This is a genomic window from Bradyrhizobium sp. 4 (assembly GCF_023100905.1).
Classification (GTDB): Bacteria; Pseudomonadota; Alphaproteobacteria; order Rhizobiales; family Xanthobacteraceae; genus Bradyrhizobium.
Genome location: NZ_CP064686.1, coordinates 7,298,258 through 7,320,064, shown reverse-complemented (window position 1 = coordinate 7,320,064; position 21,807 = coordinate 7,298,258). Strand labels below are relative to the sequence as shown.

Below are 21,807 nucleotides of genomic sequence, written 5' to 3'. Positions count from 1 at the left end.
GCGACGCTCGCGCCCCGGATGCGCTGCGCCGCATCCGGGGCGCGGACCAACAAAAAAACGTATGCTATTTGGTACAGGGGATCGGCGTGGCAGAGATGGCCGTTCAGAGCGATGTAATCGACGATGCCGGACCGTATGATCGCGCCAAGGCCTTGAGCGCGTTCAAGCTCGGGGACGTCACCTTCTACTGGATCACGCGGCTCTCCGCGATCTCGGTGCTTCTGATCCTCGGCGGCATTATCCTTTCGCTGATCGTCGGCGCCTTCCCGGCGATGAAGGAATTCGGGGTCTCGTTCCTGTGGACGCAGCGCTGGGCGCCGTCCGCCGATCCGCCCGTGCTCGGCGCGCTCGGGCCGATGTACGGCACGCTCGTCACCTCCTTCATCGCGATGCTGATCGCCATTCCCGTGGGTCTCGGCATTGCGATCTTCCTCACCGAACTCTGCCCGCAATGGCTGCGCCGCCCGATCGGCATGGCGATCGAGCTGCTCGCCGGCATCCCCTCGATCATCTACGGCATGTGGGGCTTCTTCGTGCTCGGCCCGTTCCTCGCCAACACGTTCCAGCCCTTCATGATCAAGATCTTCGATGGCGTGCCCGTGCTGGGCGCGATCTTCGCAGGTCCCCCGTCCTATCTCAGCCTGTTCAATGCCGCGCTGATCCTCGCCATCATGGTGCTGCCCTTCATCACCTCGATTTCGGTCGACGTGTTCAAGACGGTGCCTCCGGTGCTGAAGGAAGCCGCCTACGGCGTCGGCTGCACCACCTGGGAAGTCGTCCGCAGCGTGGTGATCCCCTACACCCGCGTCGGCGTCATCGGCGGCGTCATGCTGGCGCTGGGCCGCGCGCTCGGCGAGACCATGGCGGTGACCTTCATTATCGGCAACTCGTTCCGGATCTCGTCGTCGATCTTCGCGCCGGGCACCACGATCTCGGCGGCGATCGCATCCGAGTTCGCCGAGAGCGACGGCCTGCACCAGTCCGGCCTGATCCTGCTCGGCCTCCTGCTGTTCGTGCTGACCTTCTTCGTGCTCGCGGCGGCGCGGCTGATGCTGATGCGGCTGGAAAAGAAGGCGGGGAACTAGCGCCATGAACCCGATCTACTCACGCCGCCGCCGCAAGGATATCGTCGTCCGCGGGCTCTGCATCGCCGCAACCGCCTTCGGTGTGACCTGGCTCGCGCTGATCCTGATCACGCTGCTCTACAACGGACTGGCGGGACTCAATGTCCAGCTGTTCACCGAGAACACGCCGCCACCGGGATCGAACGAGGGCGGCCTGCTCAACGCCATCGTCGGCTCGCTGATCATGACCGTGATCGGCGTCGGCATCGGCGCGCCGCTCGGCATGTTCGCCGGCACCTATCTCGCCGAATACGGCCGCAATGACCGGCTGACCTCGGTGATCCGCTTCATCAACGACATCCTGCTCTCGGCACCCTCGATCATCATCGGCCTGTTCATCTACGGCGCGGTGGTGGTGCCGATGCGCGGCTTCTCCGCGATCGCAGGCTCGCTCGCGCTCGCGGTCATCGTGATCCCGGTGGTGCTGCGCACGACCGAGGACATGCTGCTGCTGGTGCCGAACGCGTTGCGCGAGGCGGCCTCGGCGCTCGGCCTGCCGCGTTCGCTGGTGATCAAGCGGATCGCTTATCGCGCTGCCCGTTCGGGTCTCATCACGGGCGTGCTGCTCGCGACCGCTCGCGTCGCCGGTGAAACCGCGCCGCTGCTGTTCACCGCGCTGTCCAACCAGTTCTTCAGCCTCGGCCTAAACAAAACGATGGCGAACCTGCCGGTGACCATCAACAACTTCGTGCAGAGCCCCTATGCCTATTGGAAGCAGCTGGCCTGGAGCGGCGCGCTGCTCATCACCCTGACCGTTCTTGCCCTTAATATTTTCGCGCGCATCCTTGGCGCCGAGAGGACCGCAAAATGAGTGATCTTTCCGTATCGATGAGCGCGTCAGGTGGACTGCCGCACGCGGCAGTGCTGCCGGAGGCGCCCCCCAAGGTGACCGTGCGCAACCTGAACTTCTATTACGGCGAGCACCATGCGCTGAAGAACATCAACCTGACGCTCGGCGCCAACCGTGTCACGGCGTTCATCGGTCCGTCAGGCTGCGGCAAGTCGACCCTGCTGCGCATCTTCAACCGGATGTACGACCTCTATCCCGGTCAGCGCGCCACCGGTCAGCTCATGCTCGACCAGACCAACATCCTCGACGGCAAGCTGGACCTCAATCTGCTGCGCGCCCGCGTCGGCATGGTGTTCCAGAAACCCACGCCGTTCCCGATGACGATCTACGAGAACATCGCGTTCGGCATCCGTCTTTATGAGAAGATATCGAAGTCCGAAATGGACGGGCGCGTCGAGAAGGCGCTGCGCGGCGGCGCGCTGTGGAACGAGGTCAAGGACAAGCTCAACGCCTCCGGCCTGTCGCTCTCCGGCGGCCAGCAGCAGCGCCTCTGCATCGCCCGCACCGTCGCGGTGCGGCCCGAGGTGATCCTGTTCGACGAACCCTGTTCGGCGCTCGACCCGATCTCGACCGCCAAGGTCGAGGAGCTGATCCAGGAGCTGTCCGAGGATTACACGATCGCGATCGTCACCCACAACATGCAGCAGGCGGCGCGCGTCTCCGACAAGACCGCCTTCATGTATCTCGGCGAGTTGATCGAGTTCGACGACACCAGCAAGATCTTCACGTCGCCGTCCGACCGGCGCACGCAGGATTACATCACCGGCCGGTTCGGCTAGGAGACGCGACATGGGTTCTGAACATACCGCAAAGGCCTTCGACACCGACCTCCAGGAACTCACTCGCCTGGTCGCCGAGATGGGTGGCATCGCCGAACGCATGATCGTAGAGTCCGTCGACGCATTGATCCGCCGCGACGTCCCGCTCGGCCAGCGCGTCGTCGCCATCGACACCGAGCTCGACGCGCTGCAGAAGCGCATCGAGGAACGCGCGGTGCTCACCATCGCCCGGCGCCAGCCAATGGCGGTCGATCTGCGCGAGATCGTCGGCGCCATGCGCGTCGCGACCGATCTCGAGCGCATCGGCGACCTCGCCAAGAACATGGGCAAGCGCGTCGCGGCGCTGGAGACGGACTTCCATCCGCTCAAGCTGTTCCGCGGCCTCGAGCACATGACCGACCTCGTGCAGCAGCAGGTCAAGTCGGTGCTGGACGCTTATGCCGCGCATGATTTGCCGGCGGCGATGGCGGTGTGGAAGGGTGACGAGGAAGTCGACGCCATCTGCACCTCGCTGTTCCGCGAGCTCCTCACCTACATGATGGAGGATCCGCGCAACATCTCGTTCTGTATTCACCTGATGTTCTGCGCCAAGAACATCGAGCGGATCGGCGACCACGCCACCAACATCGCCGAGACCGTGTTCTACATGATCGAGGGTCAGGCGATCACCGACAAGCGACCGAAGGGCGACATGACGACCTTCGCCAACACGGTACCGAACACCTGAAGACTTAAGGGAGCGACGACCCGATGGGCGCACGCATTATGGTGGTTGAGGACGAGGAAGCCCTGACCGAGCTTCTCCGCTACAACCTCGAAGGCGACGGCTATGACGTCGAGACGGTGATGCGCGGCGACGACGCCGACACCCGCCTCAAGGAGCACATCCCCGATCTGATCGTGCTCGACTGGATGCTGCCGGGCCTGTCAGGCATCGAATTATGCCGGCGGCTTCGCACCCGTCCCGAGACCAAGCAGCTCCCGATCATCATGCTCACCGCGCGCGGCGAGGAGAGCGAGCGGGTGCGGGGTCTTGCGACCGGCGCCGACGATTACATCGTCAAGCCGTTCTCGGTGCCGGAGCTGCTGGCGCGCGTGAAAGGCCTGCTGCGGCGCGCAAGCCCCGAGCGGCTCGCCACCGTCCTTGCTTTTGGCGACATCGAACTCGACCGCGACAAGCGCCGCGTGGCGCGCTCGGGCCGGCCGATCGATCTCGGTCCGACCGAATATCGCCTGCTGGAGTTCTTCCTGGAGCACCCGGGACGGGTGTTCTCGCGCGAGCAACTGCTCGACAGCGTCTGGGGCCGCGACATCTATATCGACGAGCGCACCGTCGACGTGCATATCGGCCGCCTGCGCAAGCTGCTCAATCTCGGCCGCGAGCAGGACCCGATCCGCACCGTCCGCGGGGCCGGTTACGCGCTGGATGATCGGTTTGCGAAGGCGGAGCAGGTGTAGGGTTGCAGCTTTGTTTCTTGGCAAGCTGTCCCCGAATTCTTCGACGTCGTCCCGGACAAGCGAGCGAAGCGAGCGCTGATCCGCGACCCATAACCACCGAACGTGGTTTGGCGAAGACTCGGAGTGACCTCTTTCGCGCAACAACCGCGCGCTCCGAGTATGGGTCCCGGCCCCCGTGCGCAATTGCGCACTAGGCCGGGACGACACGGAAATTGAACCTTCTTCGCGCGACGACTTGCCGTAATTACCGCGGGCCCGGCTTCACCGGTGCGCGGCGCCGATCCGACGCCGGCTGGTACGCGACGCGCGAGTGCTGGGCGCAATAGGGCAGGCCGGACAGCGCCCGTCCACCGCAGAAGAAGAAGTCCGGGCTCGAGGGATCGCCGACCGGCCAGTGGCAGGTCGCCTCGTTCAATTCCAGCAGCGACAGCCGCTGGCTCATCGGCACCACGTTGTCATAGGTGACCGGATCCGGCTCAGCCTCGACCTCGAAGGCCTGCGCCAGCGCGGTGTTGCCGCGCGAGATCGGGCGGCTCACCCGCATCATGTGCTGCGCGGGGCGCGCCTTGCGCGGCCGCGGCGCTGCCGATGAAGGGCTCTTGGCGCGGCCCGAAAGGCCGAGCCTGTGCACTTTGCCGATCACGGCATTGCGGGTCACATTGCCGAGCTCCGCCGCGATCTGGCTGGCCGAAAGTCCGGCCTCCCAGAGCTTTTTCAGCTGCTCGACGCGATCATCGGACCAGGTCAAAACCGTCATTGCACCCTTTCCCTCGCTGCGCGCCCGCCATCCTGGGGCCTCGCAGCGAATGCCTAAGCCTTCAAAAACCCGTGCCGCCAGAATCCCTTAAGGCTCGCCGGGCGCGTCTTGAACGCCCGAACGTTTACGCCGGTACATAAGGACTTAAAGATCAGAACCACTGCACGAGATGTCGTATCTGACAATCCAAACGCTACAATATGGCGTGACTCCCGCGCAAGAGTCCGCCGACTCGCTTCCACATGTTCCGTGGCTAAATCCCGCAAAATCGGCACCGCAAGACTACGGATTCAGCGTTTCGCGAGGCTTTCCGGGCGGCATTGACACCCGTTTCACCAGGCCTAAGATAGTCGCACGTGCCGCCCTCAAGAGGCGGCACGTTTCGTTTTCCGGGCCGGTCGATGGTGCGTTGCGCAATGCACGCTCACACCGTCCGCAACATTCAAGTGACCGTCATGACTAACAGCGCAGCGCCGCATTTGCTCCCCGTTTTCGCCAGGTCCGACCTCGGTTTCGAGCGTGGCGAAGGCTGCTGGCTGATCGCGACCAGTGGCGAGCGCTATCTGGATTTCACCTCCGGGGTGGCGGTGAATGCGCTCGGCCATGCCCATCCGGCGCTGGTCGCGGCGTTGCAGGAGCAGGCCACGAAGCTCTGGCACATGTCGAACCTGTTCCAGAGCCCGGACGGCGAAAAGCTCGCCGCGCGCCTGTGCAATGAAAGTTTTGCGGATTTTGTGTTCTTCTGCAATTCCGGCGCCGAAGCGCTGGAATGCGTGATCAAGGTCGTGCGCCGTTATCACGCCGCGAAGGGCCATCCCGACCGTTATCGCATGATCACCTTCGAAGGCGCCTTCCATGGCCGCACGCTGGCGACACTTGCCGCGACGGGTTCGGCAAAATATCTCGAAGGTTTCGGCCCCCCGATGGAGGGCTTCGACCAGGTTGCGCATGGCGGTCTCGACGCGGTGAAAAAGGCGATCGGTCCGCAGACCGCCGGCATCCTGATCGAGCCGATCCAGGGCGAGGGCGGTGTGCGTTCGGCAACGCCCGCCTTCCTGAGGGCGTTGCGCCAGCTCTGCGACGAGAAGGGTCTGTTGCTCGCCTTCGACGAGGTGCAAACCGGCATGGGCCGCACCGGCGATCTGTTCGCGTACCGCCGCCTTGGCGTCGAACCCGACGTGATGTCGCTGGCCAAGGCGCTCGGCGGCGGTTTCCCGATCGGCGCCTGCCTTGCGACCGCGGAAGCGGCATCCGGCATGACGCCGGGCTCGCACGGCTCGACCTTCGGCGGCAATCCGCTCGCGATCTCGGCTGCGAATGCCGTGCTCGACGTCATGCTCAAGCCCGGCTTCTTCGATCACGTGCAGAGGATGTCGCTGCTGCTCAAGCAGAAGCTCGCCTCCGTGATCGACCGCCACTCTGATGTCGTCAGCGAAGTGCGCGGCGAGGGCCTCCTGATCGGCATCAAGGCCGTGGTGCCTTCGGGCGATCTCGTTGCAGCCTTGCGCGCAGAAAAGCTGCTCACCGTCGGGGCCGGCGACAATGTCGTGCGTTTCCTGCCGCCTTTGATCGTCACCGAAGCCGAGATCGAGGACAGCGTCGGGCGGCTCGAGCGCGCCTGCACGGCGTTGTCCGGCAACAAGCGGGCGGCAAGCTGATGAGCAAGTCGCCCGACAAAACACCCAAGAAAACACCGAAGCACTTCCTCGATATCAACGAGCTGCCGCTGTCGGAGCTCAAGCTCATGCTCGCCGCGTCCACCGCGATGAAGGCGAAGCAGAAGGCGCATCAGCCGGTCAGGCCGCTCGAAGGCAAGACGCTGGCGATGATCTTCGAGCGCCCCTCGACGCGGACGCGGGTGTCTTTCGATGTTGCCATGCGCCAGCTCGGCGGCGAGCCCATCATGCTCACCGGTGCCGAGATGCAGCTCGGCCGCGGCGAGACCATCGCCGACACCGCGCGGGTGCTGTCGCGCTATGTCGACGCGATCATGATCCGCATCCTCAATCACGACGCCCTTCTGGAGCTTGCGGCGAACGCCACCGTGCCCGTCATCAACGGCCTGACGCGGCGCTCGCATCCCTGCCAGGTGATGGCCGACCTCATGACCTACGAGGAACATCGCGGCCCGATCGAGGGCAAGACGGTGGCCTGGACCGGAGACGACAACAACGTGCTGGCGTCCTGGGCGCACGCCGCCGAGCGCTTCAAGTTCCAGCTCAATGTCGCGACACCTCCGGAGCTCGCCCCGAAAAAAGCCATGCGCGACTTCATCAAGGCAACCGGCGCGCCGATCATGCTCGGCACCGATGCCGAAGCCGCCGTGCGCGGCGCCGATTGTGTCGTGACCGACACCTGGGTGTCGATGGGCGACAAAGAAGGCGAGCACCGCCACAACGTGCTCAAGCCCTATCAGGTCAATGCCCAGCTGATGTCGCTGGCCAAGCCGGATGCGCTGTTCATGCACTGCCTGCCCGCCCATCGCGGCGAGGAGGTCACCGACGAGGTAATCGACGGTCCGCAATCCGTCGTGTTCGACGAGGCCGAAAACCGCCTGCACGCGCAGAAGGGCATTCTGGCCTGGTGCTTCGACGCAGTGAAGTAGATCGACGCGGCGAGCTAACTTTCCGTCGTCCCGGCGAAGGCCGGGACCCATACCGCGGAATCTCTCTTGTGGCAGATCGGCGGAGGCAACGAGTTTTCGCCAAACCAATATTCGTGGTTATGGGTCCCGGCCTTCGCCGGGACGACACCGAATTTGCCGTATCATGATCAAACCAGTGTCCAGATGAGCTGCTCCGAACCCCTTCCAATTCCGCCTTCCGACCCCAGATAAAGCGCCATGGTTTCCCAATCCCCTGACATGAAAACCGGGCCCGAAGGCCCGGTTCGCGCGCCATCCGCGGTTCCGATTGATGACGCCGTGCTGCCCTACGAGGTCGACGCGCTCGATGTGCGCGGTCGGCTGGTGCGGCTTGGTCCGGCGCTCGACGAGATCCTGACCAAGCACGATTACCCGGCGCCGGTCGGCAAGCTGCTCGGCGAGGCCATCGTGCTGACCACGCTGCTCGGCTCGGCGCTGAAGTTCGAGGGCCGCTTCATCCTCCAGGCCCAGACCGACGGTCCGGTGTCGTTTCTGGTCGTGGACTATCAGGCGCCGGATCGTCTGCGCGCCTATGCGCGCTACGACGCCGCGCGCCTCGGCGATGCAAAGGATTCCGGCGCGCTGCTGGGGCACGGTCATCTAGCCATGACCATCGACCAGGGCCCCGACATGAGCCGCTACCAGGGCCTGGTCGCGCTCGACGGCGGCAGCCTGGAAGACGCCGCTCACGAATATTTCCTGCGCTCCGAGCAGATCCCGACCCGCGTGCGCCTCGCCGTCGGCGAGGAATGGCGCTCGAACGACGGCGGCAAGCATCGCTGGCGCGCCGGCGGCATGCTGATGCAGTTCCTGCCGAAGGCGCCCGAGCGCGCGCGGCAGGCCGATCTGCATCCCGGCGATGCGCCCGAAGGCGTCGAGGTGCATGCCGTCGCTGAAGACGATGCTTGGGTCGAGGCGCGCTCGCTGATCGAGACCGTCGAAGATGTCGAGCTGATCGATCCGGAGCTGTCCGGCGAGCGGCTGCTCTACCGTCTGTTCCACGAACGCGGCGTGCGCGTGTTCAATCCGCTGCCCTTGAAGGCGCAATGCTCCTGCTCGCGCGACGCGGTGGCATCGATGCTGAAGAGCTTTTCGTCCGACGATCGTGCCGCGATGGTCAAGGACGACAAGGTCGTCGTGACCTGCGAGTTCTGCAGCTCGGTGTACGAGTTCACACCGGACGAGGCGGGCGTCGAGGACGCGTAGCGCGGTGCTGTAGTGCCGTAAGGGCGGGTAAAGCGAAGCGTGCCGACCATCTCAGACCCTAATTCAACACCCGCTTGTTGTCCGGGCTGTCCAGCGAGAACGTCGGCACGTCGATCTCGAAGCGTTCGCCGGTTGCGCTGACCATCTGGTAGCGGCCGGTCATGAAGCCCGAGGCGGTCGTCAGCGGCACGCCGGAGGTGTATTCGAAGCGTTCGCCGGGGGCGAGCGTCGGCTGCTCGCCGACGACGCCCTCGCCCTTCACCTCCTGCTGCCGGCCGGTGGCGTCGGTGATGATCCAGTGCCGCGTCTTGAGCTGCACGGTCTCGTCGCCGGAATTGGTGATGACGATGGTGTAGGACCAGAAATAGCGGGAGCGGTCGGCCGACGACTGCTCCGGAACAAAGTTCGGCTCGACGGTCACTTCGATCTGGCGGGTCACGGCGCGGTACATGATTGCCATCATACCGAAATCTGCTCGGGAACCAAACGCCGGAGGCGGTTCTGGCGACATCGTCCCGCCAGAATTCGCAGGGAAGTACACGTCCAAGTGTCTTTGCATGTGATGCGGGCGCTTTGCGAGATGACGGCCGGACCGGTACACTCCTTGCCACGTCGCGATTTGCGGAAGGGTTTTTAGCCCCCGATGACCATTGCCGACCAAGTGACGGGATCGACGATCGCGGGAACCGCCAAACCTGTGGAGGTCAAATCCGCGGGTGCGAAGCCGCGCGCGGCATCGCCGGCCATTTCGCTGCCCGCCATCGGCGAGCGCGAGCTCCGGCTCGACCTGTTCCGCGGCCTGGCACTGTGGCTGATCTTCATCGACCATTTGCCGCCGAGCCTTCTGACCTGGTTCACGATCCGCAATTACGGCTTCAGCGACGCCACCGAGATCTTCATCTTCATCTCCGGCTATACCGCCGCCTTCGTCTATGGTCGGGCGATGCTGGAGTCCGGCATCGTCGTCGCCACCGCGCGCATCCTGCGGCGCGTCTGGCAGATCTATGTCGCCCACGTCTTCCTGTTCACGATCTTCCTTGCCGAAATCTCCTACGTCGCGACCAGGTTCGAGAACCCGCTCTACACCGAAGAGATGGGCATCATGGATTTCCTCAAGCAGCCCGACGTCACGATCGTGCAGGCGCTGCTGCTGCGCTTCCGTCCGGTCAACATGGACGTGCTGCCGCTCTACATCGTGCTGATGCTGGCGCTGCCCTTGATCCTGTGGCTGATGAAATGGCGCCCCGACGTGACGCTCGGCCTCTCGGTCGCGCTCTACGCGGTGACCTGGGAATACGATCTCTATCTGTCGGCCTATCCAAACGGCTTCTGGGCCTTCAATCCCTTCGCCTGGCAATTGCTGTTCGTGTTCGGGGCATGGTGCGCGCTCGGGGGTGCGCGACGGATGTCGCACATTCTCGCTTCGCGGGTGACGATGTGGATCGCGATCGCCTATCTGGTCGCGGCATTCTACGTGACGCTGACCTGGTATGTGCCGCAGCTCTCCCACTTCATGCCGAAGCGGCTCGAGCAGTGGATGTATCCGATCGACAAGGCCGACCTCGACGTGCTGCGCTTCACGCATTTCCTGGCGCTGGCCGCGCTCACCGTGCGCATCCTGCCCCGGGACTGGCCGGGCCTGAAATCGCCCTGGCTGCGGCCGCTGATCCTGTGCGGCTCGCATTCCCTGGAGATATTCTGTCTTGGCGTCTTCCTAGCCTTTGCCGGCCATTTCATCCTGGCCGAAGTCTCGGGCGGCCCGGTGATGCATGCGCTAATTAGTCTCTCCGGAATCCTGATCATGTGGGCCATGGCCTGGCTGATTTCGTGGTACAAGCGGGTGGCTGACAAGAGCGGTTCGAAAACCAAAAGCGCCGTCGGCAGCGCCGATATGGCGGGAGGGGGCTGATGAAGGCGAAGGTTTTCCTGAGCCTGATCCTGCTGTGCGGTGGTCTCGCCGCGCCTCCGGCGCGCGCGGACGATGCTGCGCCTGCTGCTTCGGCGGCACCTGCTGCTTCAGCCGCGCCCGCAGCCTGCGAATTGCCGTCCTATCTGCTCACCAGCGAAAGCCAGCTTCCCAAGGTCGCCGATGCCATCAAGGCCGGCAAGCCGCTCGAAATCCTGGTCATCGGCAGCCGCTCGACCACGATTCCGGCCTCCGAGGACGCTTCTTATCCGGCGCGGATGCAGGCCATCCTGAAGGACAAGCTGCCGCCGACCGAGACTGTGCACGTCTCCGTAGAAATACAGAGCAAGAAAACGGCTGAGGAGGCGGCCGCCAGCTTCGTTAAGCTGATGGAAGCAAAAGCGCCTACTTTGGTCATCTGGCAGACCGGGACCGTGGATGCTATCCGAGCCATTGATCCCGACGATTTTCGTGGCGCGGTGACCGAAGGGGTTGTTGCGTTGCAAAAGGCAGGGGCTGACGTCGTCTTGATGAATCTGCAGTACAGTCCGCGTACCGAAACCATGATCTCGGTGCCGCCATACCTCGACAATATGCGGGTGGTGGCGCAGGAGCACGATATTCCGCTGTTCGATCGTTTCGCGATCATGCGGCAGTGGAATGACCAGGGGCAGTTCGACCTGTTCAGCCCGTCGCGCGGGCCTGAGCTGGCGAAACAGGTCCATGATTGCCTTGGCCGGGCGTTGGCACAGTTCGTGATCGACGCTGCCCATCTGGAGCCGGCCCAGCAGCAAAATTGAGGTCTAGCGTTAATGAGTTCTCTCCGCCCTTTTTGCCTGACGGCATGGCTGGCTGTGCCCGCAGCAGCGGTGCTGCTGTTGCTGAGTCCGGCCTCGCAGTCGCGCGCGCAGACGCAGGCCGCGCAGGCAACACCGGCCCCGCAGCAATCGGCTGATCCGGCTCCCGCTTCACCGTCCCAGACCACCGTCGCAGCGACGTCCCCCGACCAGCGCGGCATCACGGCGCGCGCCATCGACAAGGTGAAGCAGGTCGCGAAATCCGCCGGCGACGTCTTCAGCCGCGTCCCCTGCCTGTCGCCGAAGGGCGGCGCGAAGGCAATGGGCTCGCTGCCGCATGTCGCGGGCAAGCTCGTCGCCGGCCAGCCCGTGGTCATCGTCGCATTCGGCTCGTCGTCGACCGCGGGATTCGGCGCGAGCTCGCCGGAGTTCAACTATCCCAATCGCCTTGCCGCGCAGCTGCACCGGCACTATCCGACTGCCGACATCACCGTCGTCAATGCCGGCGTCGGCGGCGAGGACGCACCCGAGATGATGAAGCGCCTCCAGAAAGAGGTGATCGACGTGCATCCGGATCTGGTGATCTGGCAGGTCGGCACCAATGCCGTGCTGCGCAATCTCGATCCCGGCGATACCGCCAAACTGGTCGAGGACGGCATCAGCCGCATCCAGGCTGCCGGCGGCACCGACGTCGTGCTGGTCGATCCGCAATATTCGCCCGCCGTCAACCAGCGCGCGGACAGCGCCGGCAAGATGGTGAAGTTGCTCGGCAAGGTCGCCGAGCTTCGTCATGTCGGCATCTTCCCGCGCTTCGAGGTGATGCGCGACTGGCACGAGAAGCAGTCGATTCCGGTCGAGAGCTTCGTGATCGCCGACGGCCTGCACATGAACGATTGGGGCTACGCCTGCTTCGCCCAGCTCCTCGGCGACGACATCATCCGCTCTGTCGGCCAGATCAAGCTCGGCGTCAACGTGCCCGCGGACGTGCGGACCTATCGGCCGATGTGAGCATCGGTGCGTAGGGTGGGCGAAGGCGCGCTCTTCGCGCGCCGTGCCCACCATCCATCGGCGCTGCCATCGTGAATGGTGGGCACGCTTCGCTTTGACCACCCCACGATGTCGATGCGTGGCTACGCCTTCTCCAGCGCCGCGGTCAGATCCTCGATCAGATCGTCCGCATGCTCAAGCCCCGCCGAGAAGCGGATGAAGCCCTCGCTGATGCCGAGCGCGGCGCGGTCCTCCGGCTTGAGGCGCTGATGCGTCGTCGTTGCCGGATGCGTGACGAGGCTCTTGGCGTCGCCGAGGTTGTTCGAGATCTTGGCGAGCTTGAGCTCGTTGAGCACGCGGAATGCCGCCTGCTTGCCGCCCTTGACCTCGAGGCCGACCAGCGTCGAGCCGCCGCGCATCTGCTTCTTCACCAATGCGGCCTGCGGATGATCGGCGCGGCCGGGAAACACCAGCCGTGAAATCTTCGGATGGCTCGCCAGCACGTCTGCGATGCGCGCCGCCGTCTCGGTCTGCGCGCGCACGCGCACGGCGAGCGTCTCCAGGCCCTTGAGCAGAACCCAGGCGTTGAACGGCGAGATCGACGGGCCGGTCTGGCGCATGAAATTGTGGATGTGCTCGGCGATGAACGCTTCCGAGGACAGGATGATGCCGCCGAGACAGCGGCCCTGGCCATCGATGTGCTTGGTCGCGGAATAGACCACCACGTCGGCGCCGAGCGCGAGCGGGCTCTGCCAGATCGGAGTGGCGAACACGTTGTCGACGACGAGCCGCGCGCCGCCGCTGTGCGCGATCTCTGCGATGCCGGGAATGTCGAGTACATCCAGCGTCGGGTTGGTCGGGCTCTCCAGGAAAAACGTCTTGGTGTTCGGCTTCATGGCGCGCTGCCACTGGTCGAGATCGAGGCCGTCGACCAGCGTGGTCTCGATGCCGTAGCGCGGCAGCAAATCCTGCACGACGTAGAGACACGAGCCGAACAGCGCGCGCGAGGCCACGACGTGATCGCCGGCCTTGAGCGGCGCCAGGATCGCGGTCGTCACCGCGGCCATGCCGGTCGCCGCCGAACGTGCCGCTTCGGCGCCTTCGAGCTCGATCATGCGCCGCTCGAACATCGAGATGGTCGGATTGGAGTAGCGTGAATAGATGAAGCCGGGGTCCTCGCCCTTGAACCGCGCCTCGCACTCCTCGGCGCTGTTGTAGACGTAGCCTTGGGTCAGGAACAGCGACTCCGACGTCTCGCCATATTGCGAGCGCAGGGTGCCGGAATGGACCAGGCGGGTTTCGGGACGGTAGGACGCGGTGGACGCCGGGGACTTCGACATAGGACCTCCTGAAGTGACCATCGAAAATGGTCACAAAAAAACCGGCCTGGAATATCTCCACGGGCCGGGATCACAGAGGTCCCCGGCCTGTTTAGCGACTTATTTAACGTGGCTGCAAGCCGGCCGGCTCAAATCACCACGGGATAAGTCATGCTCATATTCCGCAATGCCCTTTCCGTCAAGACGTCCATCGGATAGCCGTAAAACGCTCATATTTCCCGCATGTCGGGATGTGTTTGATCCCTGATGAGGACCCCGGGTTGACGTTCACGGTCGCCGCCGACGCCAATGGTATCCTGCCCGACCGCATGATCGCGGCGATGGCGGAGGGCGGTCTCATCCTGCCCGCTTACGACTTCGTCGAAAGCCAGATCCAGCCGGCGAGCCTCGATTTGCGCCTCGGCGACATCGCCTATCGCGTTCGCGCCAGCTTCCTGCCCGGTCCCGGCGCCACTGTCGCCGAGCGCATCGACGAGTTGAAGCTGCACGAGTTCAGCCTCGCCGACGGCGCCGTGCTGGAGACCAACTGCGTCTACATCGTGCCGCTGCTCGAAAGCCTCGCGCTGCCGCCGGAGATCGTCGCGGCCGCCAACCCGAAAAGCTCGACCGGCCGGCTCGACGTCTTCACCCGCGTGATCGCCGACGGCACCCGCCGCTTCGACATGATTGGTGCCGGCTATCACGGTCCGCTCTATGCCGAGATCAGTCCGAAGACGTTCCCGGTGCTGGTCAGCGAGGGCTCGCGCCTGAGCCAGGTGCGCTTCCGCACCGGCGATGCCATCCTCAACATCGACGACCTTGAGGCGCTGCATGCGACCGAGCGTCTCGTCGATATCGACGATGCCGATCTCACCGGCGGCGTCGCCGTCTCGGTTGATCTTTCCGGCGAAAAGAGCGGTGGCTTCGTCGGCTACCGCGCCAAGCGCCACACCGGCGTTATCGACGTCGATCGCCGCGCTGGCTATTCCGTCGAGGAGTTCTGGGAGCCGATCTCGGCCCGCCCCGACGGCAGCCTGATCCTCGATCCCGGCGAGTTCTATATCCTCGCGTCGAAAGAGGCCGTGCAGGTGCCGCCCGATTACGCCGCGGAGATGGTGCCGTTCGATCCGTTGGTCGGTGAGTTCCGCGTGCATTATGCCGGATTCTTCGATCCCGGCTTCGGTTATGCCGGCGCCGGCGGGTTGGGGTCGCGCGCCGTGCTCGAAGTGCGCTCGCGCGAGGTGCCGTTCATCCTCGAGCACGGCCAGATCGTCGGCCGCCTCGTCTACGAGAAGATGCTGGCCCGTCCCGACGCGATGTACGGCCAGCGCATCGGCTCCAACTACCAGGCGCAGGGCCTGAAGCTGAGCAAGCATTTCCGGGTGTAGCGATCACCCGTCGCCCGGATGGAGCGCAAGCGTCATCCGGGAAAGTCTCACTTGTGGCACGATCCCGGCTTACGCTGTGCTCCATCCGGGCCACCAGGTGCTGACATGACCAATCCATCCCAACTCGACGCATACATCCTCGACGACGTCGCCGATGCGCTGATCTATTCGGATCGCTCCGGCACCATCATGCGCTGGAATCGCGCATCGTCCGCACTGTTCGGCTTCTCCGCGGACGAAGCGCTGGGCCAGAATCTCGACCTGATCATTCCCGAACATCTGCGCGCCGCGCACTGGAAGGGTTTTGAGGCCGCGCTTGCCAGCGGCGCGATGAAGCTTGCGGGCAAACCGACACTGACCCGCGCGCTGCACAAGGACGGACGCAAGCTCTACATCGAGATGACCTTTGCGCTGGTGCGGGACGCCGCTGGAGTGGTGCAGGGATCGGTGGCGATGGCGCGCGACGTGACCGAGCGCTTCGAGCGCGAGCGTGCCGCCAAGGCTGCGCGAATTTAAACCTGCGCAAAATTCGTGATGCGGAATTGGCGAGCCGCCGTGCAGGGCGCCCTGCATGCGGCTCAGCTTGTCCGTCGACGGCTGCAGTGACACACTCGATCAAAACAACGATCGGGAGCGAACATGACCGCCGCATCAGACCCCGCGCAGGAAGCTCAATGGAAACGCTGGCGCGCGGTTGCCGATCTCTATCACGCCTACTTCACCGGCCTGATCCTCACCGTGGTCACGCGTCGCGGCACGGCAGATGCCGCGGAGTTCGTCTTTCGCGTGTTCCGCCGCCAGCAGCAGGAGCGCTTCCTGCTGGGGCTGGAGAAGCTCGGGCTGAGCCATCTGCCGCCAGCAGTCGCCGCCGCGCAATATCACTACCTCTCGAACTGGATCGGCGGCGTGCACGTCGAATACATGTATGAGAGCGACCGCAAAGCCTGGATCCGCTATCCGCCACCGCGCTGGATCTGGAAAGGCACTGCCATCTGCGGCGTGCCGGGCGAAGTCTCGCGCGCGATGCTGCGCGGCTGGCACGCCAACAACGGCGTGGCGCTCGGCGATACCAGATTGGGGTTCGTCTGCACCAAGCAGAGCGTCGACGGCCAGGACGGGCTCGAAGGCTACTATTATCAATATGACCATCCCCTCGAGCTCGACCAGCGCCTCGTGTTCGCGCGGCATCTCGAAGCGCCGCTGTTCGATGCTGCCGCGGCTCCGGCATTGCCGGTCGCAAGCTGGCCAAGACCGCGACTGGAAAAAGCCTATCGCAACTACGCGATGGAATATGTGCGCACCGCCGCGCCCGTGATGGTGCAGCTGTTCGGCCCGGAGGATGCCGGCTATCTCCTGCACCTCACGGGCAAGCTGATCGGGATGCAATATTTTGACGAGATCGCTGCGGCGCTGTCGATGGGCCGCGGCGGTGCGGGCGAGTTCGCGACGTTCCTCAACGCGCTGTTTGTCGCGCAGGACGATGTGGCTGAGACAACGCAATCCGAAGGCACGTTCGAAATCCGTCAGCAGAGCTGGAAGTTGATGGACGGCGTCGCCGATTGCCACCCCGCTTGCGCCAAGGTGCTGGCGGGGCTGTTCGAAGGGCTCGCGGCCGGATGCGGGCGGCACATCGGCGTGCACATGCGCCCGGCCGCGGGGGGCCGGCCGCCGCTGATCTGGACGGTCGGCTGATGTCACCGACCGAAATGCGCTGCCGCAGGGCACGCCTGCATCAGGCGCAGAAGGAATCGGCAATTGCCGTGCTAACAAGCTGAACCCCGCGCCTTTTGCGCGAACAAATTCATTGGCACACCCAGTCATTGCCGCGCCGCAACTGGCGCTCGCGCCCGGGAGAGGACATGTCCGACATCGCCGAGATTCCGGTCGATGAACAAGAGCGACCGCTACCTCCGCCGCCACCCCCGGTGAAGAATGCACTGACCGACGGGCCGATCCTGCGCACGCTGCTCGGGCTGGCCTGGCCCAACGTCGTCGCGCTTTCAGCCGGCACCTGCACAGTGATTGCGGAGACCTCCTATATCGGACGCCTTGGCGTGGAAGCGCTGGCCGCGATGGCGCTGGTGTTTCCGACAGTGATCCTGACCATGACCATGTCGGGCGGTGCGATGGGCGGCGCGGTGGCCTCCGCCATCGCGCGGGCACTCGGCGCCGGCGATCGCGAGCGTGCCGGGACGCTCGCCGCGCACGCGCTCTTGATCGGCATCAGCTTCGGCCTTGTCTTCATGCTGGGCATGCTGATCTTCGGGCCGCGGGTTCTGGAAATGCTAGGCGGCCGCGGCGACGTGTTGACGCATGCGATCGCCTACACCCAGGTGTTTTTCGGCGGCGCCGTGCTGCCCTGGCTGCTCAACACCATGGCCGGCGTCTTGCGCGGCACCGGCAACATGAAGCTGCCGTCGCTGTTGATCCTCAATTCCGCGGCCTGGCAGATCGTGCTCGGCGGCACGCTCGGTCTCGGCCTCGGTCCGGTGCCGCAATTCGGCATGCGCGGCGTCGCCGCCGGCGCGCTGATTGCCTATTGCATGAATATCGGTGTGATGGGCTGGTACCTGTTCTCCGGCCGCGCCCGCGTGACGCCGAAGCTGCGCGGGCTGCGCATCCAATGGGCGATGTTTTTCGACATCCTGAAGGTCGGCGCCATCGCCTGCTTCTCGCCGCTGCAATCGGTGCTGACGATCTCGATCTTCACTCACATGCTTGCGAAATTCGGCACCGCGATCCTCGCCGGCTACGGCATCGGTGCGCGGCTGGAATTCCTGCTGACCTCGATCGCGTTCTCGTTCGGCATCGCCTCGGTGCCGATGATCGGCATGGCGGTCGGCGCCGGCCGCATCGCCCGTGCCCGGCGTATTGCCTGGATCGCGGCCGCGAGCGCCTTCGTTGCCGTCGGTGCACCGGCGTGCCTGGTCGCGGCCTTCCCCGATCTCTGGGTCAACATTTTCACCGACAGCGCGACCGTGCGCGCCACCAGCCATCAATATTTGTCGACGGTGGCGCCGTTCTACGCCTTCATCGGCCTCGCCTCGACGATGTATTTCTCGTCGCAGGGCGCAGCCAAGGTGATCGGACCGGTGCTGGCGCAGACCGCGCGGCTGATCTACATCTCGGCGGTCGGCTGGTGGCTGTCGACGCATGATGCCACCGCGCAAAGCTTCTTCTGGCTGGCGGCGAGCTCGATGGTCGTGCTCGGCCTGCTCTCGTGCTCCAGCGTGGTGCTGACGCGCTGGGGACCGCGCCAAACCAAACCTGCGATCAGGCCGGCTCTGTCGGCCGCTGCGGACTAGCGATGCCTGTGGCGGCGATGGCCGCCACTGCCGCCGACATTGGCGAGCCGCATCAGTTGCGGAATCATCGCCATCATGTCGCCGCCGCCGGCGCCGCCGAGCATGCCCATGATATCGCCGCCGCCCATGCCGCCCATGCCCGTCGGCATGTAGCCGCCTCCGGCCATCGGGGCGTAGCCGCCGTAATTGGGCGCACCGAAACCGCCGCCGAGATTGCCGCCGCCGAGGCCGCCAATTCCGCCGCCGCGCATCATGCCACCAAGACCACCACCGCCATTCTCCATCATGCGGCTCATCATCGGGCCCATGGTCTGCATCATCATGCCGAAGCGGCGCTTGCCCATCTTGGCCTTCATCATCTCCAGCATCGGCGCCATCTGGGTCATCATGTCCTCGCCGCCGGCACCTCCGCCGCCGAGGAACTGGGCCTTTGCCGGTCCGCTCGAAATCGAAAACATCAGCAGCACGGCGGCCGCCTGGCAGATCACCTTGTCCGCACCTCTCATGGCCTGCTCCTCGCGTGCGGGGCGCCGCCGGGAGAGCGGAGCCAACCGGACGCACGCCGCCATGGTTATTGCGGACGAGGGCTGGGCTCTGTGAGAAAGATCACGCAGCTGCGGCTGGAAACGCTCGGTGTATGGCGGCGACGGCGTCCTTGGTCTGTCCCTGCACATAGGGCGCGAGCTCGTTCGGCAGCATGTCGATGATCCAGACCATGCGGCATCTTCCCTCGCCCTCGGCGATCACCTGCACCGAGGCGCTGTAATGCTTCAGACGCACGTTGTTGATCGCATAGACCAGCCGCCGCCCGGCGTCGTCGCAATCGACCAGCACCTCGCGCGCCACCGATCCGTTGGCGAAGGTGACGATGCGCGCGTCGCCGTCGAGCGTGCAGGCCGTGACGAAGCCCGGCGCCAGACGCTGATGCAGCGCGCCGAAATCGCGAACCGCATCCCAGACGTCGTGAGCCGGGGCGGGGAGGGGAATGTCGTTGTGGATGGAGGCCATGAAGGTGTCCTTGGTTGCGTTGGATTTTGGTCGAGGACTCCGTCATTGCGAGCGCAGCGAAGCAATCCAGAGATGTTTCCGCGGTTTGAGTCTGGATTGCTTCGTCGCAAGTGCTCCTCGCAATGACGGAGCGAGCTCACGTGCAGACCGCCTCGACATTGTTACCATCGGGATCGATCAAGAACGCCGCGTAGTAAGTCGGGCTGTAATCCTTGCGCGGGCCGGCACCGCCATTGTCGCGACCGCCGCTCTTCAGGCCCTCGCTATGGAATGCCTTGACCGAATCATGATCCCCAGCGCGAAACGCGATATGCGCGCCATCCGCCTTGCGCCCCTTGTTCAGGTGCAGCCACAGCGCCGGCTCGCCCTTCGGCCCGAAGCCGGCATAACCATCGCCGCTCGAGCACAGGACATAGCCGAGCGGCGCCAGCACCGCGGTGTAGAAGCGCTTGGCGGTGTCGAGGTCGGCAACGCGCAATCCGATATGATCGTACATGGTCGTCTCCATTTCCAAAGCGCGCCGCAATCGGCGCGCGCCGGAGACGAACCTAGTCAGTTGAGCGCAAGCTGCTCTTGGAGAATCTTGCGCTCCCCCTTCGAGGCCTGACGGAACTTGGTTGGCGAGACGCCAGCGGCGCGGTGGAAGGTGCGGACGAAGTTGGAGAGATCGCCGAAGCCGACGTCATAGGCGATGTCGGTGACTGCGATGTCGTCGTCGGTCAGCAGCCGCGCCGCATGCCGCAGCCGCGAGCGCACCAGATATTGATGCGGGGTGACGCCGAGCACGGCGGAGAACAGCCGCAGGAAGTGGAAGGGGCTGAGGCCTGCCTGCCGCGCCGCCTGTTCGAGGTCGACCTCGGCATGCGAGTTCGCGTCGATCCACAGCGCGGCTTCCACGGCGCGGCGGCGATCACGCGCCGTCGGTGTCGTCGGCTTGCGCGTCTTGCCCGACACGACATCGACGAAACGACCGGCGAGGATCTGCCCGAGCTCGTCCAGACCGAGGTCGCTGTTGCCATCTGCCGCCGTCTGGGCGAGTTCGCCCAGCACCATCAGCTCGGGCAGCGGCGGCGTCGCGCCGACTTGCCAGACGTCGCGCCGTCCGCCGAGTGCGTCGACCAGATCGTCGCTGAGGAAAAAGGACAGGCAGACGTCGCCGGCGACATGCTCATGCGTGCAGGTGTATTCCTCGCCCGGCGCGCCGACCAGCATCGAGCCGGCCACCAGCTCGAAGAAGCCGGCGCGGCAATGACAGCCAAAGCTGCCCGCGCGGACATAGGCGATGGAATGGCCGGTGCGGCACTCCGCAAACGGGCTGTCGTCCGGTCCCGCGTCGCAGCGAAACTCGGAGACCGTCATCGAGGGGGTGGTCAGCAGCGTCGTTGCATCCATGCCACCTATCTAGGTGGAGGGTCTCGGCGGGGCAACGGGCAGCAGAACGTCGAACAGCGTCTTGCTGGCGATCGGATGGGCGCCCTCGAGCGACAGCAGCCGCCGCTTGGAGATCACGCCGCCATAGGGCGAGAGCCGGTCGGTGTAATTGCCGGCCTCCAGCACCCGGTGGCAGGGCACGATCAGCATGTAGGGATTTCTCGCGATCGCCTGTGCCACCGAATGCGCGGCGCCGGAGGCGCCCAGCGTCTTGGCGATCTCGTGATAAGTGCGCGTCTCCCCGCGCGGGATGGCGCAGGCGGCTTCATAGACCCGCCGGTTGAAACCGGGCACGCCGCTCGCGTCCAGGCTGACCTCGGAAAAATCGGCATCGCTGCCTTGCAGCAAGCCCACGATGCCCTCGATTGCGAACTCGGCGTTCGCGGAAGGCCGCTGCTCGCGCGCCTCGGGATGGACCTGGAAAATCCGGCGGCGGGTGTCGATCTCCCGCGCCTCCGGCAATTGCACGGCGACGATACCGGTGCTGCTCCAGATGATGCCGCAGCGCCCTATGGTCGTGTCGAATATCGCGTAGCCACGCCCCACCATGCACACGCCCCACTCAGTGCACGTCTCCCCAGACAGGCGATCATAACACCGCCACAATCTGGCGCACCCAAAATCTTGACGGAAACTTAAGAAGGGTCAGGCGGGCTGCGCCAAAGCGCTTGGCGAGATGCGCCGTCTCGGCTAATCAGAGCGGGCGCAGGCTGCGCATCCGCGGGCGTAGTTCAATGGTAGAACGGCAGCTTCCCAAGCTGCATACGAGGGTTCGATTCCCTTCGCCCGCTCCACCCTGCTTCGCGTCAAGGCGCTTCGCAGGACTTTGATATCTCGGCAACGCGAAG

23 protein-coding genes, 1 tRNA gene and 1 riboswitch are annotated in these 21,807 nt (G+C 64.8%); of the genes, 16 read left to right on the top strand and 8 right to left on the bottom strand.

All coding sequences use genetic code 11. From position 1 onward, the window contains the following. Positions 1-95: 95 nt before the first annotated feature. From pstC to phoB, 5 genes are read left to right on the top strand one after another with little or no spacing between them, the layout of a single operon-like run. On the top strand, positions 96-1,085 hold the full coding sequence (gene pstC, locus IVB45_RS35135) for a phosphate ABC transporter permease subunit PstC (protein WP_247285473.1): 990 nt from the start codon (positions 96-98) through the stop codon (positions 1,083-1,085). Between the two features lie 4 nt (positions 1,086-1,089). Next, on the top strand, positions 1,090-1,935 hold the full coding sequence (gene pstA / locus IVB45_RS35130; protein WP_018456065.1) for a phosphate ABC transporter permease PstA: 846 nt from the start codon (positions 1,090-1,092) through the stop codon (positions 1,933-1,935). Further along, the gene (gene pstB / locus IVB45_RS35125) at positions 1,932-2,753 is read left to right on the top strand and encodes a phosphate ABC transporter ATP-binding protein PstB (RefSeq protein WP_027565896.1); all 822 of its coding nucleotides are present in this window, start codon (positions 1,932-1,934) and stop codon (positions 2,751-2,753) included. Before pstA ends, pstB begins: the two co-directional genes overlap by 4 nt. Before the next feature lie 10 nt (positions 2,754-2,763). Beyond that, positions 2,764-3,480 (top strand): phosphate signaling complex protein PhoU, encoded by a 717-nt coding sequence (gene phoU / locus IVB45_RS35120; RefSeq protein WP_018456067.1) that lies wholly within the window; start codon positions 2,764-2,766, stop codon positions 3,478-3,480. 23 nt (positions 3,481-3,503) lie between these two features. Continuing rightward, positions 3,504-4,211: a phosphate regulon transcriptional regulator PhoB gene (phoB, locus tag IVB45_RS35115; protein ID WP_007597871.1), complete on the top strand. Its 708-nt coding sequence runs from the start codon at positions 3,504-3,506 to the stop codon at positions 4,209-4,211. A gap of 244 nt (positions 4,212-4,455) precedes the next feature. On the opposite strand, the gene IVB45_RS35110 is transcribed toward phoB, so the two are convergent. Then, positions 4,456-4,968 carry a GcrA family cell cycle regulator gene (locus tag IVB45_RS35110; RefSeq protein WP_007597869.1) on the bottom strand — a complete coding sequence of 171 codons (513 nt, stop codon included), beginning with the start codon at positions 4,966-4,968 and terminating at the stop codon, positions 4,456-4,458. Positions 4,969-5,423: 455 nt separating this feature from the next. Here IVB45_RS35110 and IVB45_RS35105 point away from each other — a divergent pair, with 455 nt between their 5' ends. The 3 genes from IVB45_RS35105 to IVB45_RS35095 all read left to right on the top strand — a co-directional run bounded on the left by IVB45_RS35105 (position 5,424) and on the right by IVB45_RS35095 (position 8,818). After that, positions 5,424-6,626 (top strand): aspartate aminotransferase family protein, encoded by a 1,203-nt coding sequence (locus tag IVB45_RS35105; protein WP_247357610.1) that lies wholly within the window; start codon positions 5,424-5,426, stop codon positions 6,624-6,626. Further along, complete coding sequence (gene argF, locus IVB45_RS35100; RefSeq protein ID WP_247357611.1) at positions 6,626-7,573, top strand: ornithine carbamoyltransferase; 948 nt, start codon at positions 6,626-6,628, stop codon at positions 7,571-7,573. Before IVB45_RS35105 ends, argF begins: the two co-directional genes overlap by 1 nt. A gap of 237 nt (positions 7,574-7,810) precedes the next feature. Continuing rightward, positions 7,811-8,818 (top strand): Hsp33 family molecular chaperone, encoded by a 1,008-nt coding sequence (locus IVB45_RS35095; RefSeq protein ID WP_027514423.1) that lies wholly within the window; start codon positions 7,811-7,813, stop codon positions 8,816-8,818. A gap of 58 nt (positions 8,819-8,876) precedes the next feature. On the opposite strand, the gene apaG is transcribed toward IVB45_RS35095, so the two are convergent. Then, complete coding sequence (apaG, locus tag IVB45_RS35090; protein WP_106941285.1) at positions 8,877-9,281, bottom strand: Co2+/Mg2+ efflux protein ApaG; 405 nt, start codon at positions 9,279-9,281, stop codon at positions 8,877-8,879. Positions 9,282-9,461: 180 nt separating this feature from the next. Between apaG and IVB45_RS35085 the strand changes: the two genes are divergently transcribed. Genes IVB45_RS35085 through IVB45_RS35075 form a run of 3 tightly spaced genes read left to right on the top strand, consistent with a single transcriptional unit; the run spans position 9,462 to position 12,529 of the window. After that, complete coding sequence (locus tag IVB45_RS35085; RefSeq protein WP_027565892.1) at positions 9,462-10,727, top strand: OpgC domain-containing protein; 1,266 nt, start codon at positions 9,462-9,464, stop codon at positions 10,725-10,727. Further along, positions 10,727-11,524 carry an SGNH/GDSL hydrolase family protein gene (locus IVB45_RS35080; RefSeq protein ID WP_247357612.1) on the top strand — a complete coding sequence of 266 codons (798 nt, stop codon included), beginning with the start codon at positions 10,727-10,729 and terminating at the stop codon, positions 11,522-11,524. Before IVB45_RS35085 ends, IVB45_RS35080 begins: the two co-directional genes overlap by 1 nt. A 12-nt stretch (positions 11,525-11,536) precedes the next feature. Next, positions 11,537-12,529 carry an SGNH/GDSL hydrolase family protein gene (locus IVB45_RS35075; RefSeq protein WP_247357613.1) on the top strand — a complete coding sequence of 331 codons (993 nt, stop codon included), beginning with the start codon at positions 11,537-11,539 and terminating at the stop codon, positions 12,527-12,529. Positions 12,530-12,651: 122 nt separating this feature from the next. Here the strand turns inward: IVB45_RS35075 and IVB45_RS35070 are convergent, their stop codons facing one another. Beyond that, positions 12,652-13,848 (bottom strand): O-succinylhomoserine sulfhydrylase, encoded by a 1,197-nt coding sequence (locus IVB45_RS35070; protein ID WP_247357614.1) that lies wholly within the window; start codon positions 13,846-13,848, stop codon positions 12,652-12,654. 70 nt (positions 13,849-13,918) lie between these two features. Further along, a riboswitch (SAM riboswitch) is annotated at positions 13,919-13,998 on the bottom strand. A gap of 110 nt (positions 13,999-14,108) precedes the next feature. Between IVB45_RS35070 and IVB45_RS35065 the strand changes: the two genes are divergently transcribed. The 4 genes from IVB45_RS35065 (at position 14,109) to IVB45_RS35050 (ending at position 18,520) form a co-directional block, all read left to right on the top strand. Next, complete coding sequence (locus IVB45_RS35065) at positions 14,109-15,215, top strand: 2'-deoxycytidine 5'-triphosphate deaminase (RefSeq protein WP_027565888.1); 1,107 nt, start codon at positions 14,109-14,111, stop codon at positions 15,213-15,215. A gap of 105 nt (positions 15,216-15,320) precedes the next feature. Further along, complete coding sequence (locus IVB45_RS35060; RefSeq protein WP_247285332.1) at positions 15,321-15,731, top strand: PAS domain S-box protein; 411 nt, start codon at positions 15,321-15,323, stop codon at positions 15,729-15,731. 123 nt (positions 15,732-15,854) lie between these two features. Continuing rightward, positions 15,855-16,907: a hypothetical protein gene (locus IVB45_RS35055; RefSeq protein ID WP_247357615.1), complete on the top strand. Its 1,053-nt coding sequence runs from the start codon at positions 15,855-15,857 to the stop codon at positions 16,905-16,907. A 167-nt stretch (positions 16,908-17,074) separates the two neighbouring features. Beyond that, positions 17,075-18,520 carry an MATE family efflux transporter gene (locus tag IVB45_RS35050; RefSeq protein ID WP_247357616.1) on the top strand — a complete coding sequence of 482 codons (1,446 nt, stop codon included), beginning with the start codon at positions 17,075-17,077 and terminating at the stop codon, positions 18,518-18,520. Here IVB45_RS35050 and IVB45_RS35045 read toward each other — a convergent pair. The 5 genes from IVB45_RS35045 to IVB45_RS35025 all read right to left on the bottom strand — a co-directional run bounded on the left by IVB45_RS35045 (position 18,517) and on the right by IVB45_RS35025 (position 21,508). Further along, positions 18,517-19,026 carry a hypothetical protein gene (locus IVB45_RS35045; RefSeq protein WP_247357617.1) on the bottom strand — a complete coding sequence of 170 codons (510 nt, stop codon included), beginning with the start codon at positions 19,024-19,026 and terminating at the stop codon, positions 18,517-18,519. The two genes, IVB45_RS35050 and IVB45_RS35045, sit on opposite strands and share 4 nt — an antisense overlap. 100 nt (positions 19,027-19,126) lie before the next feature. Continuing rightward, positions 19,127-19,528, bottom strand: coding sequence for an SRPBCC family protein (locus IVB45_RS35040; RefSeq protein WP_247357618.1), 402 nt, complete (start codon positions 19,526-19,528; stop codon positions 19,127-19,129). A 136-nt stretch (positions 19,529-19,664) separates the two neighbouring features. Then, the gene (locus IVB45_RS35035) at positions 19,665-20,024 is read right to left on the bottom strand and encodes a VOC family protein (RefSeq protein WP_247357619.1); all 360 of its coding nucleotides are present in this window, start codon (positions 20,022-20,024) and stop codon (positions 19,665-19,667) included. Between the two features lie 56 nt (positions 20,025-20,080). Beyond that, positions 20,081-20,920: an AraC family transcriptional regulator gene (locus IVB45_RS35030; RefSeq protein ID WP_247357620.1), complete on the bottom strand. Its 840-nt coding sequence runs from the start codon at positions 20,918-20,920 to the stop codon at positions 20,081-20,083. Positions 20,921-20,929: 9 nt separating this feature from the next. Further along, the gene (locus IVB45_RS35025) at positions 20,930-21,508 is read right to left on the bottom strand and encodes a methylated-DNA--[protein]-cysteine S-methyltransferase (RefSeq protein ID WP_247357621.1); all 579 of its coding nucleotides are present in this window, start codon (positions 21,506-21,508) and stop codon (positions 20,930-20,932) included. A gap of 171 nt (positions 21,509-21,679) precedes the next feature. On the opposite strand from IVB45_RS35025, the gene IVB45_RS35020 reads away from it, so the two are divergent. Beyond that, positions 21,680-21,753: transfer RNA gene (locus tag IVB45_RS35020), tRNA-Gly, on the top strand. Positions 21,754-21,807: the final 54 nt, after the last annotated feature.